Below are 19,580 nucleotides of genomic sequence, written 5' to 3' on the forward strand. Positions count from 1 at the left end.
GTCAAACCTACCTGGAAAAAAGCTGCGTAAATTCATCATAAGGGATAACCGGCCAGGTTTCGGTTTCAAGAATGCCCTTATTGTTAATTTCCGATGCCACCCTGAACGCGAGGGTTTGATCGACGGCATCAAAGATGGCAAGGTAATCGTACCGGCCGAGGGTCGCAAAGAGGCTGGTGACTTTGACATTATTACGACTGAAGACCTCAAGCGACTCATTAACTTGTGCCGAAAGATCATCATACATTTTCTTGGCGCTGGGGTTGATTTGAAGCGCCATGATAAAGGTAGCCATAATGCCTCCTCCCTGATAATTGAATAGTATAAAAGATAGTTAATATCTTCCAGATTGCCAAGATAAAATGTTCTATTAGATATACGCCGCCGGAAGCCCGCGTCTTAGAACCCGGTCAGGTCTTTTTTGAGATTATCGAACTTGCTTCTGTAAAGAACGAAGGTATCGCTGTATTCGGGAGTTCGGCAGAAAACCCGATTTGTCTCATCGTTAACGGCGGCGAAGGTCAATGACCTGGTGGTGCCGTCAACGAGCGAAACCTTGAGATTCAAGGAAGGACTGTCAAAATTAATCAAACCGCTGTCAGCGGCGTTGACAAAATCATTGGCGACCAAATTTACTATCGTCCCTATAAAAAGACTGGTTTTCACCGAATCGGCCAGCGCGCTGTCGAGGTAGGGCCGTTCCCCGATAAACCAGGCGGAATCACCGCGCCAGAGTCTATAGGTCTTTCTATCTAAATCGAATTCCACTGAATTGATACTACCGGGGGCGAAAGAAAATATGGTCTTGTCCAGCCACTGGGTTTTCTGGCGCCGGTATACGAAGGTAATCAGGCCGTCAGCCAGATAGACTTCGTCATCGCCCGGTTTTCGAATATAGGTGTGAGAGTAATCATTCGCCGGCTTGCCGATAATGATTTCACTCAGGAGCCGGTCATCCCGGTAGAATTGAACCAGATTGCCGCCGGTATCGTCAACCATAAAGTCTTTACGGCGTTCGGCATTCTGTGAAATGACATTACCCACTTTTAAATCGACGGCTGTCCTGATCATGTTTCTGACCGCCATCGTGTCGGCACGGCGATAAAGCGAATAGATCGTCACGAACCAATGACCGCCGTCCAGACGAAAGACAAGAGTATCGTCGGGCGCCGAAACATCTATTCTGCTGATATCTTCGCTGTTTATTTCCAGGAAATTATCAATTGTTTTCCCCCGAATTCGCTTATTTTCCAGCCGGCTTTGAATAAGCCAGGCCAGACCGATCGCGATGAGAACGATGGCAGGAATAATCAGCCGTTTCATGCGATCTCCTTTTTCCGAAGCGATTTTCTGAATTGCCACCGGGTGACGCCAAACAGGACAACGATCAAAGGCATGGCAAAGATATTGAGGTACTTAACGATTTTCTTGGTGCCGTCGGAAGTTACTTTCAGCATTCTTCCGGTGACCTGCTTGGAACGAATCGAAATCAAACCCTTATCCTGCGTCATCCAGTCAACCATATTCATAAGGATAACAAAACTGGTATTATTGCGGCGGTTATCATCAGATATAAAGGAACCGTTTCCGACCACAATGACTCTTCCGTCCTCCGCTCTGTCGATTTTCTCCGGAATCGGAGCGGTGTTCAGCGAATCATTTCCGGTATATTGAGGAATATTTTTATCGTTGAAATAGCTGTTAAATTGCCCGGACATAGCGGCCGCCAGGGGAAGACTCTTGGCCGAAAAATCCTCATTGAAATATTTCTTTTCAGGTGAAACATCAATCGGCACGGCCCTGGAACCGGACTGTTCGGAGGTGGAAAATAATATCTGACGTTCGGTGGCGGCGGGCAGGTTCGGATTGAGATCGAGGGAGCCGGCAAAAAGCATGTCAAATGATTTTAAGGTCTTGACAATGGGATTTTCCTCGTTGAAACTCTGAATGTTTATATAGAAGGGGTAGCGGATCAGGCTTTGCATTTGGTACGTTCCCATATTTCTCGTAACGGGAACCATATTGCACTGGGCATCGATGACCAGGTTTTTCTTGACGCTTGCACCATAGAAATACATGAGGCTGTCGAGGCCATTGTCGATCGGCGTCACCATCGACTGGGCGACATCAATATTGAAGCCGTCGATTAAAAACACCAGCCGCCCGCCACGCATAAAAAACTGATCGAGGAGATACACTTCCCAGTCGGACAATTTTCCCTTTGGTGAATCGACAATAATGACCTGCACTTCCGGCGGAACAGTCTTCATATCCTGCAGGTTCAGAAACTGGACCCGATATTCTTTCTGAAGCATTTGATTGGCCCAGTTCAGGCCGCTCGACATATCCGGCTCGCCGTTGCCGGTCGTAAAGGCGATGGTTGGAACACCTGACTGAATCAACTTGTTAATGGCGCGGGAGAGGTCATACTCGAGATTGGTGGTTTTTTCAACAAATGGAATAACTTCGCTCTTATCGCCATAGAGAACCGCCAACCCCTTGTAACCCTTGATAAACTCGGTTTTATCATTTTTGAAAACATTGAACTGAAGCGGCGGGATACGATAGCCCGTGGCCTCTTCTTCTTTATTATCCTTGACCGGATCGATAAACTCATAATGCAAATAACCATGGGAATAGGCCTTGTAATCATCAAGCAGGTCCTTGATATAGCGGGCGTCATTATTATGCGGCGCGGGGAGGTCATTGGAGACATAAGCCTTGATTGTCAAGCGGTCGTTCAGGCGCTCGACCAGGTCCCGCGAGGAATCAGTCAGGGAGTAGATATTGTTGTCGGTCAGGTCAACCCGGGAGAAGAGATTCAGCGAGATCAGGTTGACAATGACCAGTATGGCGACTAACATTATTATCAGCAGACTTGCCGTCGATTTTGTTTTGACATCCTTCTTGGTCATTATTTCCACTTCCTGCTTTCAAGTGATTGAACGGTCAAAAACAAAAATACGAATATCATCGAAGCATAATAAATCAGATTGCGGCTGTCGATGACGCCCCGCGATACATTATTAAAATGATAATCAATCGACAGATATTCAATGATATTGCCAATGAAACCGGGGAAGAAGATGACGACTTTATCGAAAATAAACAGGACAAAGATGATGGCGAATGAAGCGATAAAGGCCACAATTTGGTTCTGGGTCAGGCTGGAGGTAAATATTCCAATGGCCAGATAGACGCCGACGACCAGAATCAGGCCGAGATAACCGCCGACAGTGGCGCCAAAGTCCGGCTCGCCCATCATGGCGATGGTTACATAATGTATCAATGTCAACAGAATGGTAATTATAACAAGCAGATAGGCCGCAAGAAATTTGCCCAGGACCAACTGCCAGTCTTTGATGGGAAGGGTCATCAGCAGTTCGATTGTTCCCAGCCTTTTTTCTTCGGATATCAGCCGCATCGATAGGGCCGGAATGAAGAACAAAAGGATAAACCTTATAATTCCAAAAAGGGTTCGCAAATCGGCGGAATTTGAAAGAAACAGGGTGGTTGAAAACTGCCATCCGGAGATCAACAGAAAAAGGGTGATGACCACATAGGCGACCGGGGAATCGAAATATGACCGGAATTCTTTTTTAGCCAGTGTCAGTATCTGATGCATTTCATACATCCTTCCTGGTCAGTTTTCTGAAGATATCTTCGAGAGAAGTCTCCTCGCGTTTTATTTCCATCAGCACGGAATGATTCTCGACGCAAAGATTGAATATTTTCTCGCGGGGATCGAGACTCTTGTCAGTTTCCAGATCCAGCTCAACAAAATCGGTGCCCAGAGGCTTGCTGTTGACAATGCGCTCCACCCCTTCAAGCTGAAGAATCTTTTCATTAAAAGAAGCGATATTCCCCTTAACCTGCAGGGATATCTTCGTCTTACCTTCAAACGATGCCTGCAATTCCCCTGGGGTCCCATCCGCCACAATACTGCCCTCGTTAATAATCAAAACCCGGTTACAGGTGGCTTCCACTTCCGGAAGAATATGCGAGCAAAGAATAATTGTCTTTTCCCGGCCGAGTTCCCTTATTAGATTTCGAATTTCGATAATCTGGTTGGGATCCAAACCGACCGTAGGTTCGTCAAGAATCAGGATCTCCGGATCGTGAATAAGCGCCTGGGCCAGGCCCACCCGCTGGCGAAAACCTTTTGACAGCTCACCGATTTGTTTGCCGGTCACACTGCTGAGGCCGCAGATCCCGACCACTTCTTTGATCCGTTTTCCATTGGCCGAGGCGGTTTCGCGACGCATCTCGCGGACGAAACTGATATAATCGACCACATTCATTTCCGGGTAAAGAGGAGCGTTTTCCGGCAGATAGCCGATTCTCTTGCGCACCTCCAATGATTCGGTCATAATATCGTAATTATCAACGGTAACCGAACCGGTTGAAGGCGACAAATAACAGGTGATTATTCTGACAGTGGTACTTTTGCCGGCGCCATTGGGGCCAAGAAATCCAACGACAGTTCCTTTTTCAATATCGAATGAAACATTATTAACGGCCAGGGTAGGACCGTAGTATTTGGTCAAATTTTTTACCGATATCATATTTCACTCAAATGTTTAACAAGTATCATTTAGCTGTTCAAAATACAAAATTATTCCGGTTTGTCAAGCTCCGGCAATTTTTCTTATACTCGATTGGAACAAGCCGGTTCCCAAATATTTTATTTATATAATCCATTTACCGGCAACATATTATCTGGGATTTGCTTTTTATTGTGGGATTGCGTCAATCAAGCTTAAACTGGCGGCCGCGCATTTTCTTTCCGTCAGTCAGGGTTTGCTCCTGATAATAATCAATAGTATTAAATTGTCCGCTCCGGGTCAATTTTTGACCAAAATTATCATGATTAAATCTACTATACGCAGAAAATATCAATTAAAAAATATTAATCTAATTTTACCAATTTATATAACGTATGCTATTGTGAAAACCGGTAAAAGGCTTGACAGAAGCGGCTTTTGGTGATATATTAAAGTGCTTGAAGTAGATATTTTGATTTACCCATCTTTGTATTTACTTGTTGCTTGGTCTAATTAAGGTCTGACTGACGGACAAATAAAAAATTGACCTAAGTAACAAAGTCGAGGCAAGATTTCTTAATATTTTTCCCCTTTTTATAAAAGCGACAAAATACTGGAGAATAAAATGAGGCATACAGGATTTTTATCCCTGACATTTTTAATCTGGCTCATGTTTGGGACAGCGGGGGCTATGACTGTTGAACCATACATTAATCCCGCCTATTTGTGGGATGATGGTGGAACAATGGCTATTCGGGCCGGCCAGAATTTCGAAATTGAGATCCAAATGGACAATCCTGATGGTTTCAGCAGGTCCGGAATGAGTATTCCGTTAAGATTTTATATGACCGGTGATGTTACCAGTTGGACAAACTTGGGATATGAAGGCGTCAACGGCTTTGAACAGGGAAGCTCATGGTGGGCACTGATTAACTTGTTCACCCCATTTAGCTGGGATGGCAATATTGCCGACACCATTAACTGGACAGGAAGCGGCATCTCGGGCATGCCGGATGGAGCGCCTATACTGACTCGGCTCAAATACAAGTTCAATATTTCCGTCGAATTGTCGCAGGACGCCACCTTTTGTGTCGATTCCTGTTCCATACCAAATATGGTACCTCCCGGAAAGTTTGACTGGCTATTTGAGGATCCGTCACCCGGTTTTGGGGGTCCTTATTGCTGGCCGGTAAAGAGCAGCTGCCATGTACCGCAGTTTTCCAACTGCCCTACGAGCGACATCAGTCAAGATTTTGACACTCAATTCACTTATGATTTTAATACCCCATTAGCCTTCGAGCCTGTCTTCAGTCTGATATCGGGCCCGGGGAGTATTAATCCTGCGACAGGCGTCTGGACATTCAATCCGACCTGTGATGATGTAGGTTCGCATGATGTGGTTGTGGGTCTGGTTGACAATTCATGTCCCATTCCGCCAACGACCTGTGAGTTCACTATCACGGTAACCGACACTCCGCCGGTGATAAGCGGACCGTGCGGCGAAACCGCCCTGATTTACTCCGAAATGACAAATACCATAATTTTCGACGCCACTGATGCCGATATCGGGGACGTCATTACCTGGAATGTCACTGCTTATCCTCCACTTACCGGCGCTGTTTCAATAACTCAGGATGGGGTCTTATCCATTACGCCTGATATCACAGACGAGGGCACGGTAGCATTTGAAGTCTATGCGACCGATTGCTCCGGTCAAAGTACTATTTGTGAATTTACTGCAGAAATTATCGGTATGAGTTTCTTTGCGATAAAAATCGAGAAGGTTCATGGCCAGCTTCAAGGGCACCATGCTTATGTGGATGTCATCAATTCGGGAGGGGCGGAAATTCTCCATGGATTTGATTTTCTTATCGGTTACGATCCGTCGGCTCTGAATTTTGTGGCTGGAATGCCCGGTCCGTTATTTTCCAGACCGGGAACCTTTGAGTGGGAATATTTCACATACCGATATAATTATTTGGGTAATTGCGGCGCCGGCTGTCCCAGCGGAGTTCTCCGGGTCGTTGGTATGGCAGAATATAATGACGGTGCGCATCACCCCAATTTGATGGTGCTGCCGTCTGATATGGTTCTGTTTACCCTGGATTTTCTTGTTTCCAGCGACTACAATTTGGGCGGTATGTTCGTACCCATAAATTTCTTCTGGATGGACTGCGGCGATAATGCCATTGCGTTCCATTATAGAGGCGGCAATCCTCTGGATATTCAAACGGGGTTTTCCAATATGGTTTTTCAGTATGGCGGGGGTACGATTTATGATCCATACCATGAAATAACCAATACCAATACCGGTTTTCCTACTTTTACCGGCGCCCAGGCAGACTGTTTCACCAATAATGATCCGACCAAGCCGGCACCGGTTCCATTCGTTAACTTATATGGCGGGGGAATTGATATTATTTCCCCGAATGAGATCGATTTGCGGGCCGATGTCAACCTGAACGGTGTGGCTTATGAAATCGCCGATGCGGTCGTGTTTACCAATTATTTTATATATGGCCCGGCCGCTTTCACGGTCAACTTTGAAGGCCAAAAGGCGGCGACGGAAGTGAACGGTGATGGCATAGCGCTGACGGTTGCCGATCTGGTTTACCTGATTCGTGTCATTGTCGGGGATGCTCTTCCGCTTCCCAAAGTGGCGCCGGACATATTATTGAATGCCGTTGCGGACGGGCAGACGGTCACGCTTGATGCCGAAATAGGCGCCGCCTATTTTATCTTTGACGGCGTGGTCCCGGTGTCGCTGGGTGCAGATGCATCAGGGATGCAGTTGGCCGTCAACAGTGCCGACGGAAGAACGGTGGCGCTGCTGTACAGTTTTGAAAAGGATTTTACCGCTTCCGGTCAGGTCCTTAATACACCCGGAAATCTGGTCAGTGTGGAAGCGGCCGACTACAACGGCAATACCTTTAAAACGGCGATAGTTCCCGGCGGATTCAGCATCCGTAATTATCCTAATCCCTTCAATCCGGTCACAACTCTGGAAATGAGTCTGCCGGCTGCGAGCGACTGGAATATCAGTTTATTCAATATTAACGGGCAAAGGGTCGCGTCATTCGACGGCCGCAGCGAGGCCGGTGTCGTCAGTGTCGTTTGGGATGCTTCAAAATTTGCCTCGGGTATATATTTCTATCAGGCCCGGGCCGGAAATTTCTCGGCTACCGAGAAACTTATGTTAGTGAAATGAAGCGAATATAATCAGCTAACATGCTAAAGGACAGCCACTTCGGCTGTCCTTTTTTATATTTTTGGATTTTAATATTCGACCAGTTCGGTTGCGGCCCGGACGACATGTTTCGTCATAGGCAAACAGATTTCATCGCCGTCAAGGCCGTAGGCCACGCGGCAGTCCTGGGCATGGAGAACCCTGATGGGCGCGTCAAGATAATCGAACCAATGTTCCGAAATATAGGCTGAGATGGTTGGTCCGACACCGCCATAAAATCGGTCCTCGGAGACAATTAACACCCGGGAACAGTCTTTCACATTTTGACCAATCGTCTCCCAATCAACCGGCTTGACCGTGCGAAGATCAATAACCCGTGCCTTGATGCCGTTCTTGGCAAGCAATTCAGCGGCTTTGAGGGACATGGGAGCCTGAATACCGTAACTGATTATCAGCACATCTTCGTTTTCGCTATTATATACTTTGGCGCTGCCAAATGGGATCAACTCATCGATTGGAGGGAATTTGGCCAGAATATTGTAGCCTTCCCAGTCGCGGCGGTTATACAGCGCCACCGCTTCGCAATGCAACACCGGATCACCGGAGACAAAGGCGGTTCTCAGGAGGCCGACCGAATCGGCAGAATTAGAGGGGATCAGGACATGAAGCCCCGGAATATTTATGAATGCCCCAAGGTTGGCTTCGGAGTGCCACATGGCCCCGGCGCCCTGTTTGTAGCCGCCATAGGAGGTCCTGATAATCATCGGCATCCTGACTTTGGCATTGGATCTCTGGTAGGCGGTGGCGATACGATCCTTCAATTGCTGATAGCCTGGTGACATATAGTCAATGAACTGTATTTCCGGAAAAGGAAGGCGCCCCTGGTAGGCATGACCGATGGCGCGTCCAAGGATACCGGCCTCGTCGAGCGGGGTATTAAAGACACGCTTGGGGCCAAAGGCTCTTTGAAGACTCTGTGTGGTCAGGAAAACGCCGCCTTTACCTCTGAGATTGTCGAGAACTTTCGAACCTTTGGCAAAGGATTCGACCGGGAAATCGGCAACATCTTCGCCGAACAGGATCGTGTCATCAGACATTATAAACAGATCGAACAGGGTATAATTTATCGCTTTACGGAGCGTCATCGGAGGCTGATCTTCCGGCAAGGTCATAGTGTCAAAAATGCCGCGTTCATAAAACTCAAGATATTTGTCAATTCTATGCCGACGCTTATTTTCGACCAGTTTTTTCCATCGATCTTCGGCCTTATTCCGATCGTAGCTGTAAACTTTGCCGAGAACATCACGGGGCGTTTTATATTTTATATCGGCGGTTACCTCATTGGAGACGCGTCGTACCTCTTCATCAACTTCATCGAAGATGCCGACCAGTTCCTCGGGGGTAAAGAGACCATCTTCCACGAAAGTTTCCGCCGTTTTGCGTAATGGATCATTGGTAATATGATAGTCCTGCTGCTGCAATTCCATGTAATGTGACTGATCGTCGGAAGCGGAATGAGATTCCAGCCTGACAACGGTTATATTAAGCAACGCGGGTCCCTTACCGGAACGGACATATTCAGCCGCGGCTTTAACTTCTTTGATTGACTCTTTGATATCGGTCCCGTTAAAGCTCTTAATTAACAGCCCGAAGCGCTTGAATCCTTCGAAACAAGTGGTCGGATTGCCCTCCGGAAACTGCTCGTTGACACTGGTGGCAATGGCCCAGCCACAGTTATAAATGGCAAAAATGTTGGGTGTTGACCCGAAGGCGGAATAAAAAACGGCTCGTCCGAATTCGGGGGAAGAGGTCGAACCTTCACCGATGGCGCAATAGACGACCGAGTCGGACTTAAATCGACCGCCGGGGAATTCCGAATCGTCGCTGATCGGCAACTTATTTTTGATGGCGTCTCCGAGGCCGGCGGCCTCGAGAGCATGGGAACCGGTGGGTGAAGCCTGCGGGAGGATTGACAATTCGGGGTAATTGGAATGCGACGGCTGCAACATGCCGCCGGTGACCTGGTTGCGGACATCACCGACCGCTTCCATTATTTTTTCACTTATAGCAACGCCCCGATGCATATCAAAGGCCTTGTTCCGGTAATAGCCGACATGCGGATCTGTCGGTCGGAGAATTTCGGCTGCCACTACATCTATAAGCTCTTTACCGCCGCATCCGATGACAAATTTGCAGACGCCTTTCCTCAGAAGCAGCTTTTCCTCAAGCTCTATTCGTCTCGCCAGAACCATCGAGCGATACATCTTCTGCAGAATATTCCGGGTTAACCCGCCATACTCCTCGAAATCAATATTTTTTTTGCTTTTGGGCGGAGGCAATTGTCCGACCCAATCCCTGACCTCATAATATGCCAACTTTATCCTCCATAGCGACTTTCCGAACTTAAGAAAATTATACGGCAATGGGTAAATGTATATTGGCCGCAAAAGGTTGTAAAGGGGAAAAGTGATCTTGAGAAACAGCCCGGTTTTTTGATTTAAAGAGAAAAACGCCCTCATCGGCAGAAACAATCGACAATGAGGGCGTAAATATTCTAAAAATTATAGACAAAATCAATAATAGGAAAACCGATTGCAGGCATATCTTCGCCGAAAGTATTGAAGAATCCAAGATCGATGGACATTTGTTCGCCAAACAATCTGACGCCATATGAAATTAACGGATTATCGGTGCCAGGGAAGACCCAGTTCTCGCTGACAAAAGCGGCCCTTCGAGCGAAACGATATTCGCCGCCGACCATTACCGCCGGTTTGTCAGCCAACTCGTCATCGACAAAACCATAACCGAGACCAAAAGAAATGCTCTTATCGGGCGTGCCATATGTCCCCGTACCGAATATAATGCCGACGGCCATGGCATCATCATTATCCCAATCATATGCTTTGGGAATTCTGAAAATTAATCCGCTCACGGCCAGGCTGAAGTTCTCAACGGCAGCGACTCCTATTTTCGGTGTAAAATACATTATTTGCTTGTCAATATCGATTCCGGGGATAATTGTTATTCCTGCACCCATAGTAATATTATCAGTTATTCCATAAGCAACACTGGGAAAGAATATATAGATGTCATTAAAATATCCTTCGCCTTTTCTCAACATGCGTCCGGTGGGTGATAGAAACATCCTAGTCTGATTGGGGTTGGGAAACCAATAGGTGCCTTCCTTCAGGGAACTTGAGGCAATTTCACGGATTTCTTTGATATCGCTGATTTTGATATCCGTGGTTCCAAGTTCCGATTGGAATACAACCTCATCATCTTTTATTTCCAAAATGCGGCCCATCATCTGCGAACCGCCCCTGGAAATAATAATCTGAGTGACTCCTTCTTCGGGTAATCTCAATTCTCCCTTGTAATTGCCCTTTTCTCCGGCCGATATGATGGAACAAGCCAAAATTAGCAGCAAAAAGGCCAGCAAAGTTGTCTTTCTGACGAAGACGGATTTTTTCATGGCGGTATCTCCCAGAAATTAAATTTGTGTATTAAGAACTTAGCCGTTGATAATTATGAAATTACTATTGATCCTCCATCCTGTAATTCTTGACAAATCGTTGATTTTTATTAATTTGTACTAATAATATGCATTCGGGAGACTTCTGCCGCAAGCAAAAAAACCGGCTTATTTGAAAATATTTCGACTGCTAAAGAGAGGCTTTGGATAATGTTGACAAATAAAAAAATAACAACTGCGGCTGTTTTTTCAGCGATCGTATTCTTTTCATTTCTTATTGGCATTCCTGCTTATTCATCGGACAGTTTTGATATTAATGATTCTCAAGCACGGCTTGAGTACCAACGCTCGATTCCGATTACAAGCTGGCCGGCGCATATCGGCGGCCATCCAACCGGTTTTGCCGAATGGCGGGCCATAACAGGTGATCCCGGCCCATTCCTGGTCGATTTAGTCAAGAGAAGTTCATCGGCAGTTAAAGGTGATGCCGGAACCTTTTGCATTTTCGTCAATAATAGTCTCTATCCTTTAATCCAGGGTTCACTTGATACATATATTAGTGATCTCAATATTGACGGCTATGAAGTTAAGCTCTATCAGACATCAGGCGGCACAGTTCAAAATTTCAGACAATTTCTCATTGATGAGTACAACGACGGCATGGTCGGTTATAATTTAATAGGAGATTTTCCGGTGCCATGGTACGAAACAAATTGCTGGGAAAGCTATGATTCATTTCCGATTGATTTATATTATATGGATCTGGACGGTATCTGGCAGGACACCGATGCAAACGGGCTTTTCGATTCGCATACCGGCGACCTGGGGCCGGAGGTCTGGATGGGACGATTGACCGCGTCACCGATGACTCTCTATGGCGCCACTGAGGCAGGCCTCATTAACAATTATTTTGCCAAAAATCACAGCTATCGCACAGGGCAGCACTTTCTGAGTAATCGAGGGCTGGCTTACATAGATGACGACTGGGCCTATTGGGACCTGGAATGGGGCGGTGCCGTCGGTATGGTTTATGACAGCATGGTGATTATTTCCGACGGGGCGGCAACGATTGCGACCGATTATGAGCACCGCCTGACCGAAAATTATGAATCCATTTTGCTCTGTGCTCACTCCTGGCCGAACGGCCACTCCTTCAAAATAGGCGATCAGTGGACCGGCGGCGACACTTATGTCCATGAGGTAATTACAATCGATCCGGTCGCGCATTTTTATAATATGTTCGCCTGTTCCAACGGCCGTTATGTCGAATACGATTATATGACAGGGTGGTATATATTCTGCAACAGCCACGGGCTGGCCTCGATTGGCAGTTCCAAGACCGGTTCGATGCTTTATTTCGAATATTTTTACGGGCCCTTCAGTCAGGGGCGGACTGTCGGGGAGGCCTTTTATGACTGGTTCGGAACAATCGCCGGCTGGGGATTTCCGCAGGATGATATCTGCTGGTTTTACGGCATGACACTCTGCGGCGACCCGACCTTGAAACACCTCGAGCCCGCTGCGGTTGCCATTATTACCGAGTCGCTCGGCGAAGGTGAGTTGAATATGGCCTACTGCGACACGGTTGAAGCCAACGGCGGAACCCCGCCATATGTTTTTACGATGGCAAGCGGCGCTCTGCCGGGGGGCGTTTCTCTTGACAGCCTGACTGGAATCATTGAGGGCTCCTGCGATCAAGCGGGGACATTTGCGTGCGATATTCAGGTGCATGATTCCGGTATCCCGATTCAGACTGACTTGAAGCATTACAGCATCAAGATTGGTTATATCTGCGGCGACGTCAACGGCGATCATCTGGTTAATATTCTCGATGTGACTTATCTCGTCAGTTTCCTGTACAAGGGCGGATCGGAGCCGCAGAATACGATGGCGGCCGACGTCGATGGATCAGGGGCGGTTAATCTGCTCGATGTTACGCGGATGATTGCATATTTATATAAAAGCGGCTCACCTCTGGAGTGTTTATAGATTATTTTCCGCACGGCGCGGGATTGTTTTTCTTTTTGAGCGATACATCCATGCTTAAAATTGCGGAAATGACCGAGGCTGATATCCGGTTCGCCGTCAATATGACGGATATCGAGCAGTGGGGTTATCTGCCGGAAGACTTCCATAAGCTGATTCTCTTTGAACCGGGCGGATGCTTTGTGGCGTGGCTGGACAACCAGCCGGTCGGGATGATTACCTCGACATCTTATGATAAATATGCCTTTATAGGATCTTTGATTGTCAGGAATGAAAACCGGGGAGAGGGCATCGGTGAAGCTCTGATAAATCAGGCGATTGCCCATTTGACGGCAAAAGGAATCGAGACAATCGAACTTGACGGCGTCTTTGCGGCGGTTGCGCTCTACCGAAGACTCGGCTTCAGGGACAAATATTTATCGCTGCGCTTTGCGAGAAATGCCTCGGATGAATACGGCGAGTTGTTTCCCTGCCCTCTCGACAAAGCCGATGAGGTAATCGCTTTCGATAAGAAAATTACCGGTCTTGACCGATCACGAATGCTGGAACTTTATTTTACTGAGACGCACAATTCGATTTATGCCATAATCGAAGATAGTGTTGAAGCTTATGCACTGGTTCGCAAACGGGCGGGCGGCGTCTTTGCTGTCGGTCCGCTGGTGGCGGAAAATCAAATGTATGCCGAGTCGCTTCTTCAGGCCATTCTCAAAAAATACGGTACCAGGAATCTTGTCATAGGTGTCCCGGCGTTGAATTCAGGATTTGTCGATATTCTTCACGAAAACGGTTTCTATTATAAGCTTCCATCGCTCAGAATGTATCGCGGCAAAAAGATCGACTATGAGCGAAATATCTACGGCATCTTATCTGCTGAAAAGGGCTAGCCCTGCTTATAAATCAATATTTACTCGATCAAAATAAAAAGAGCCACCGAGCGGGATCGAACCGCTGACCTGCTGATTACGAATCAGCTGCTCTACCAGCTGAGCTACGGTGGCTTTAATAGCTTGGCGGACGGAAATATATACGAAATTTTGAATTTGTAAATATAAATTTTCGGCTAATAAATGGTTATTATTATCATGTGAAGGAAATATTATGCTCTTAAGTATGGCTGAATTGGGGAAAAATCCTTGACAAAAATGGGAATTTCGGGGATATTATAAGTGAGTCTAATGGTCTATTTTTGGAGGGAAAACATGAAAGCAAGAGCCAGAATAATCAGTATAATTTTGATCTTATCGCTGGGAGGAGTGTCTGTTCTTAACTCCTCCGAATGCGGTAATATTAATAGCGATGCCAGTATTAATATACTTGATGTCGTCTTCCTGATAAATTACCTTTATAAGGGGGGCGAGGCCCCGCAGGATATTTCGACCTGTGATGTCGATTTGAGCGGGTCCCTTAATCTGCTGGATGTGTCCTATTTGATAAAGTATCTTTATCAGGGGGGGCCGGTTTTATGTCCGGGAACTGCCGTTCCTGCTTATCAAAAATATATTTTTGAAACTGAATATCTGAACTGGGCGTGGGGTTATCGGCTTGAGGGTATGGTGATAGATAATCAAGGGCATATCTATAAGTACAGCTATAATCATCTTGACATCCCCTGGGATACGGCGAGTCCCGGAATCCTGACCGTAGCTGATCTGGACGCAAAGTTCGGCCATAATCAGGTTCTTACCGGTTTTGTCCCGATGGATACGCTTCTGAAATATTACAATATGATCGAGGTTGCGGCCACCGGTCCGGTCTCGCCGCCGGTAACGCGTTGTTTTGATTTTGGTTTAATGACAACATTAGCGTATCAACTGGATACAAATTCCGGCAATTATAATTCGGTCATACTGCATCGGTCGGGGGATGTGGCGCAGATGAATTTCTCTCCACAGGCCAACGCTTTGTATAGATGGCTCTGGGAAGATATTCTTGGCGAATCGATCGACAGCGTTATTTGCGATTATTAATAATCAGGTATCGCCACGCGTCATTTTCGGGCATAAAAAAATGGCGCCCCCCAGAATTGAACTGGGGACACACGGATTTTCAGTCCGTTGCTCTACCAACTGAGCTAGGGCGCCAAATTCTGTATTTCAAGCTTTTGCTAATTAATCTATTTTTCGACTGATGTCAACTTATTTTTAGGATTTAAAATAATGTTTCCTTACCGGCGGCAATGACATCCAAGTTAATATAATGACAAAAAGAATACCCAGAATAATTCCGAACAAATCTGTGTGCTTAAAAATAGCAAAAGCAATGAAAATTATCAAAACGGTCCAAAGGGCATAATAGCCCCACTTCTGCAAATTCCTGAATCCAACACTTGCCACAATGATCATTGTTCCATATAGAACAAAGATAATATTCTGATTCATTTCCATAAATGTCCGATCTAATATTGATAGGACGCCACTAACGACACCAGTAATCAGAAAGGTGCAGGCCAGGGCAATCCCAAACCAGCCGATAATCTTAATCGGCGTGGATATTATTTCTTTTTTTGCGGCCATTTTTTTATCCTCTCTTGGATCTATATTCTCCCAAAAGTCCGGCGCCGATAAAACCGGCATCATTGCCCAGCTCAGCCTTAAGAATACGCAGATTTTCGGTGGCAGTTATATAGGACCGGCGACGTATTTCAGCACCGACACTCTCAATAAATCCGGCCCCGCCTTCGACAATGCCTCCGCCCAGAATTAATGCCTCCGGATTAAGCAGGTTAATCACGCCCGACAATCCGGCTCCGAGAATGGTGGCGGTTTCTTCTATGACTTTCCGCGCGCTTTCATCGCCTTTCTTTGCGGCTACGAAAATCTTCTTTATGGTCAGGTTGTCCTCACTTCCGTTGAGAACGTCGCTGAAGATTTCCGACATCCCGCCTTTGAATATTTTTCTGGTCCGATCAATCATTGCCGCCGAAGAGCAGTAGATTTCCAGACATCCCCAATTTCCGCAAAGACACTGCGGGCCGTTATAATCAATGACAATATGTCCGATTTCGCCTCCGGAGAAAGTGCTGCCGCGCCATAATTGTCTATCTATTATAATCCCGCCGCCGATCCCGGTTCCAACGGTGACGCAAATGGCGGAATTAAATCGCCGTCCGGCCCCGAAACGGAGTTCTCCGAGAGCCATGGCATTGGCATCATTATCAACATAGACATCGAGATTGAGGTGCTCTTTGAGATAAGCGCCCAACTCCATTCCTTCCCAGTCAGGAATATTGGGGCAGCGGTCTTTTATGACACCGGTCAGATTATCGACCACTCCGGGCGAACCGACACCCAGCCAGCCGATCTGCATATCTTCTTCAGCCGCCCGCAACAGGAGATTTTCGGCAATATTAGTGATTAGATGAAGCAATGGCTTGGAGCCTTTTTCAACCTGGGCGGGTTTCTGTTCGCGGAAAACAACCGTGCCGCTGCCATCGACCAGCCCATATTTTATGTTGGTCGCCCCGATATCAATTCCGGCGTAACTTTGATGATCGCTCATATTTTTCGTATCATTGGTTGTTGTCGGGACCGGGTCCCGATTCATTAAGTGGTTAGTGCGGTTTACAATTATCTGCTGATGTTGAAAGCCTCCACGCCCCGTTTAAGGATATCCATAGCGTCCTCCAAATCGGAGGTTTTCAAAACATAGGCAATACGGCATTCGCTTTGACCCATGCCGGGCGTTGCATAAAAGCCCGGACCGGGGGCCACCATGACCGTCTTGCCGTTATACTCAAAATCGTTTAAAAGAAAGGCGGCAAATTTTTCGGCGTCATTGACCGGTAATTTTGCCATTACATAAAAGGCTCCTCCGGGATTGATACAGACAGTGCCTTCAATTTTCATCAAGCCTTCATAAACGACATCACGGCGCCGGCGGTATTCACCGATCATTTTGCCGAAGTATTCATCTCCGAGATCATATGCGGCCGCGGCCCCGACCTGTTCCAGCGTCGGCGAGCATAGCCTCGCCTGTCCCATATGCAGGGCGGCCCGGTAAATATCGCGATTTTTCGTTACCAGATTCCCGACCCTGGCGCCGCACGCCGAAAACCGCTTACTGATGGAATCGAGCATGATGGCGCGGTCATTGAGGCCGTCAAGAGACATGACACTGATGTACTTACCTTCATATATAAATTCGCGGTACACTTCGTCGGCCAGAAGAAACAGGTTATGCTTGAGAACCAGGTTCTTCAACCGGTGTATCTCGTCGGAAGTATAGATGGTTCCGGTCGGATTATTCGGATTGCAGTACATGATGCCTTTTGTCCTGGGCGATATGGCTTTCTCGATGACATCCTCAGGGGGGAGATGGAAACCATTTTCGGCATAGGTTGTGATCGGGACCACTTTAATGCCGGCCTGGATGGCAAACCCGCTGTAATTGGTATAAAAAGGTTCGAAAACAATAATCTCTTCACCGGGATCGCAGATGGCCGTCATGGCGAAGATTATAGCTTCCGATCCGCCTGTCGTGACAATAATCTCGTCTTCCTTTATATCCAGGCCGCATCTCTTGTAATAGGCGGCCAGTTTTGCGAGGTATCCGGCCATTCCCTGAGAGTTTCCGTAGGCCAAAACTTTATTGGAATAATTTTTTACGGCTTCCCAGAACAGGGGTGGAGTTTCGATATCAGGCTGCCCTATATTCAAATGATAGACATGCGTGCCCCGCTTTTTGGCCTGCTCGGCAAAGGGAATCAGTTTTCTTATAGGCGATGCCGGAAGGGCCAAACCGCGCTGTGATAACTTTATATCAGCCACTTTTACCTCATCATATCCCGTTTTATAATGACTCAAATTTATGTTCCAAGCCGGATCAATGTTTTATTGCTTTGCGGTTTACACCGGCCATTATAGCTTGTGAAGAAAATAACATAAGGGTCGTGGGTTGTCAAACCGAAATTATACATTGTCTATCGCCTTGCCCATTTGATCATCACAAATACCGCCAGAAGCAACAGCAAGTCGATAAATGCTACCAGCAACTCAAAAACGCCGACATCGAATATCCCTTTTTGCAAAAAAACAAACATATAGTTGGTGATAGTATGAATGAGAACCAGAACTCCCCAAATCCCGAGTAGATGACCGATGCCACGATTTATCCCGTAACCCAAGGCGGCCCCGGAAGTCATGTGAAAGATAAGGGCGAAGAGTTGATGAAAAACCGGCCAGGACAGCACGGCCAGTCTACCGGTTTGATATGAAGCTCCGGTCATGGCGCACGCCTCATATAATCCAAAACCAAGACCGCAAAAGACACCCAAAGCGACCGAAAAAGATTGCGCCGGTTTTCGCAGGATATAGAGAATGACAATAGGAATCAGTTTCAGAGTCGTTTGAATCAAAGCCGGGATGAGTGCGATGACGGCGGCGTATAAAAACAGGGAACGGCCCGCCTGCATGCCGGGAAGCATATATTGCATGCCATACCATTTTTGAAGAGGAAACTGCGTCAGATGCAGAAGAAGATATATGATTCCGCCCAAAACAAAGATAACATAAATTTCATATTTCTTATGGTATTTCCAGATAAACGATGAAGCGAAGATTATACCAAAGATAATGAAGACCAGATAAATCGGCAGCCGTTTTATGAAATCGATAAAGGCGAAGGGCTTCGCCGGCGTGGTCCCTCTATCAAGAGGATTTTCCAGCAATATTATGCTCAGATTCTGAGACGGCTGCTCAATTCTAATAAGGCGCTTATCTTTCGTGAAATAGGCGGTCTGTTCGGATGGCTGAAAGAAATGACAGACATAGGCCGAATCAAAAAGATTGCCATACCTGACCATTTGATAGTCCTCGACCACAAGCTCGATCGCCGAGGTCGCCAGCACCTGGGGAACAAAGATGGTTCCGCCGATGGTATCGCCGACTGCAATATCCTGAAAGGCAAGAAAACACTCCAGCTGGTCAATCATATAGTTATCGCCGGAGAAAAGCGGCTCCGGCATCGGGCGGGAGACATCCTGTCTTCGATCGTTGGCGATAAAGTATCCCGACAGGCTGTCGTCGGTTCTTTTCAGATACAGCGTCTGAATTTGATCGCCGAAAACAAGCTTCATATCATCGCCGATATAGTATCCACCCTTATCGACGAAATGCATGTTTTCGACATGAAGGCGATAATCCTGCCCCATGGGAGTAAAGTCGATATCCAGTTTTTCGGAAAATCCGAAGGCCCCGATATCATCAAAGGTTGTCTTGCCGTTGAACCGCGATTCCAGCGTACCGATTTTCTGGTCCTTGATAAAAAACTGGTAGGTCCGCTTCGAGCCTTTGGATCGATATTGTTCCAAAGAAGCGCTTTTCTCGACTGCCATTGCGGAAAGAGTGATTGTCGAGATTATTAGTGCAAAACACAGATATTTAATTCGCATATT

General features: G+C 46.8%; 15 protein-coding genes and 2 tRNA genes. 4 read left to right on the forward strand and 13 right to left on the reverse strand.

The window, feature by feature from the left end; genetic code table 11:
- Positions 1–7: 7 nt before the first annotated feature.
- The 5 genes from CVT49_06350 to CVT49_06370 form a co-directional block, all read right to left on the reverse strand.
- Positions 8–295: a hypothetical protein gene (locus tag CVT49_06350; protein PKK83869.1), complete on the reverse strand. Its 288-nt coding sequence runs from the start codon at positions 293–295 to the stop codon at positions 8–10.
- 104 nt (positions 296–399) lie between these two features.
- Entirely contained in the window at positions 400–1,323 is a 924-nt protein-coding gene (locus tag CVT49_06355) for a hypothetical protein (GenBank protein ID PKK83870.1), read from the reverse strand.
- A complete protein-coding gene (locus CVT49_06360; protein PKK83871.1) occupies positions 1,320–2,915 on the reverse strand; it encodes a hypothetical protein in 1,596 nt (531 codons plus the stop codon). The genes CVT49_06355 and CVT49_06360 overlap by 4 nt, the downstream gene beginning before the upstream one ends.
- Positions 2,915–3,625, reverse strand: a complete 711-nt coding sequence (locus CVT49_06365) for an ABC transporter (GenBank protein ID PKK83897.1) — start codon at positions 3,623–3,625, stop codon at positions 2,915–2,917. Before CVT49_06365 ends, CVT49_06360 begins: the two co-directional genes overlap by 1 nt.
- Position 3,626: 1 nt before the next feature.
- Positions 3,627–4,565 (reverse strand): ABC transporter, encoded by a 939-nt coding sequence (locus CVT49_06370; protein PKK83872.1) that lies wholly within the window; start codon positions 4,563–4,565, stop codon positions 3,627–3,629.
- A gap of 604 nt (positions 4,566–5,169) precedes the next feature.
- Between CVT49_06370 and CVT49_06375 the strand changes: the two genes are divergently transcribed.
- On the forward strand, positions 5,170–7,752 hold the full coding sequence (locus CVT49_06375; GenBank protein ID PKK83873.1) for a hypothetical protein: 2,583 nt from the start codon (positions 5,170–5,172) through the stop codon (positions 7,750–7,752).
- A 68-nt stretch (positions 7,753–7,820) separates the two neighbouring features.
- Here CVT49_06375 and CVT49_06380 read toward each other — a convergent pair whose 3' ends face one another.
- Together CVT49_06380 and CVT49_06385 are read right to left on the reverse strand one after the other, a co-directional pair.
- The gene (locus CVT49_06380) at positions 7,821–10,262 is read right to left on the reverse strand and encodes a hypothetical protein (protein ID PKK83874.1); all 2,442 of its coding nucleotides are present in this window, start codon (positions 10,260–10,262) and stop codon (positions 7,821–7,823) included.
- Between the two features lie 23 nt (positions 10,263–10,285).
- Positions 10,286–11,203: a hypothetical protein gene (locus CVT49_06385; GenBank protein ID PKK83875.1), complete on the reverse strand. Its 918-nt coding sequence runs from the start codon at positions 11,201–11,203 to the stop codon at positions 10,286–10,288.
- A gap of 210 nt (positions 11,204–11,413) precedes the next feature.
- Between CVT49_06385 and CVT49_06390 the strand changes: the two genes are divergently transcribed.
- A complete protein-coding gene (locus CVT49_06390) occupies positions 11,414–13,192 on the forward strand; it encodes a hypothetical protein (GenBank protein ID PKK83876.1) in 1,779 nt (592 codons plus the stop codon).
- Positions 13,183–14,073, forward strand: a complete 891-nt coding sequence (locus CVT49_06395) for a hypothetical protein (GenBank protein ID PKK83877.1) — start codon at positions 13,183–13,185, stop codon at positions 14,071–14,073. The genes CVT49_06390 and CVT49_06395 overlap by 10 nt, the downstream gene beginning before the upstream one ends.
- A gap of 41 nt (positions 14,074–14,114) precedes the next feature.
- On the opposite strand, the gene CVT49_06400 is transcribed toward CVT49_06395, so the two are convergent.
- Positions 14,115–14,187, reverse strand: a tRNA-Thr gene (locus CVT49_06400).
- Positions 14,188–14,388: 201 nt separating this feature from the next.
- Here CVT49_06400 and CVT49_06405 point away from each other — a divergent pair.
- The gene (locus CVT49_06405; GenBank protein ID PKK83878.1) at positions 14,389–15,156 is read left to right on the forward strand and encodes a hypothetical protein; all 768 of its coding nucleotides are present in this window, start codon (positions 14,389–14,391) and stop codon (positions 15,154–15,156) included.
- Positions 15,157–15,197: 41 nt separating this feature from the next.
- Here the strand turns inward: CVT49_06405 and CVT49_06410 are convergent.
- The 5 genes from CVT49_06410 to CVT49_06430 all read right to left on the reverse strand — a co-directional run bounded on the left by CVT49_06410 (position 15,198) and on the right by CVT49_06430 (position 19,577).
- Positions 15,198–15,270, reverse strand: a tRNA-Phe gene (locus CVT49_06410).
- A 60-nt stretch (positions 15,271–15,330) separates the two neighbouring features.
- Positions 15,331–15,702 (reverse strand): hypothetical protein, encoded by a 372-nt coding sequence (locus tag CVT49_06415; protein PKK83879.1) that lies wholly within the window; start codon positions 15,700–15,702, stop codon positions 15,331–15,333.
- A 4-nt stretch (positions 15,703–15,706) separates the two neighbouring features.
- Positions 15,707–16,732: a hypothetical protein gene (locus tag CVT49_06420; GenBank protein ID PKK83880.1), complete on the reverse strand. Its 1,026-nt coding sequence runs from the start codon at positions 16,730–16,732 to the stop codon at positions 15,707–15,709.
- A gap of 23 nt (positions 16,733–16,755) precedes the next feature.
- Entirely contained in the window at positions 16,756–17,946 is a 1,191-nt protein-coding gene (locus CVT49_06425) for an aspartate aminotransferase (protein PKK83898.1), read from the reverse strand.
- A gap of 161 nt (positions 17,947–18,107) precedes the next feature.
- The gene (locus tag CVT49_06430; GenBank protein PKK83881.1) at positions 18,108–19,577 is read right to left on the reverse strand and encodes a hypothetical protein; all 1,470 of its coding nucleotides are present in this window, start codon (positions 19,575–19,577) and stop codon (positions 18,108–18,110) included.
- Positions 19,578–19,580: the final 3 nt, after the last annotated feature.

The sequence above is a fragment of the candidate division Zixibacteria bacterium HGW-Zixibacteria-1 genome (assembly GCA_002838945.1).
GTDB lineage: Bacteria > Zixibacteria > MSB-5A5 > GN15 > PGXB01 > PGXB01.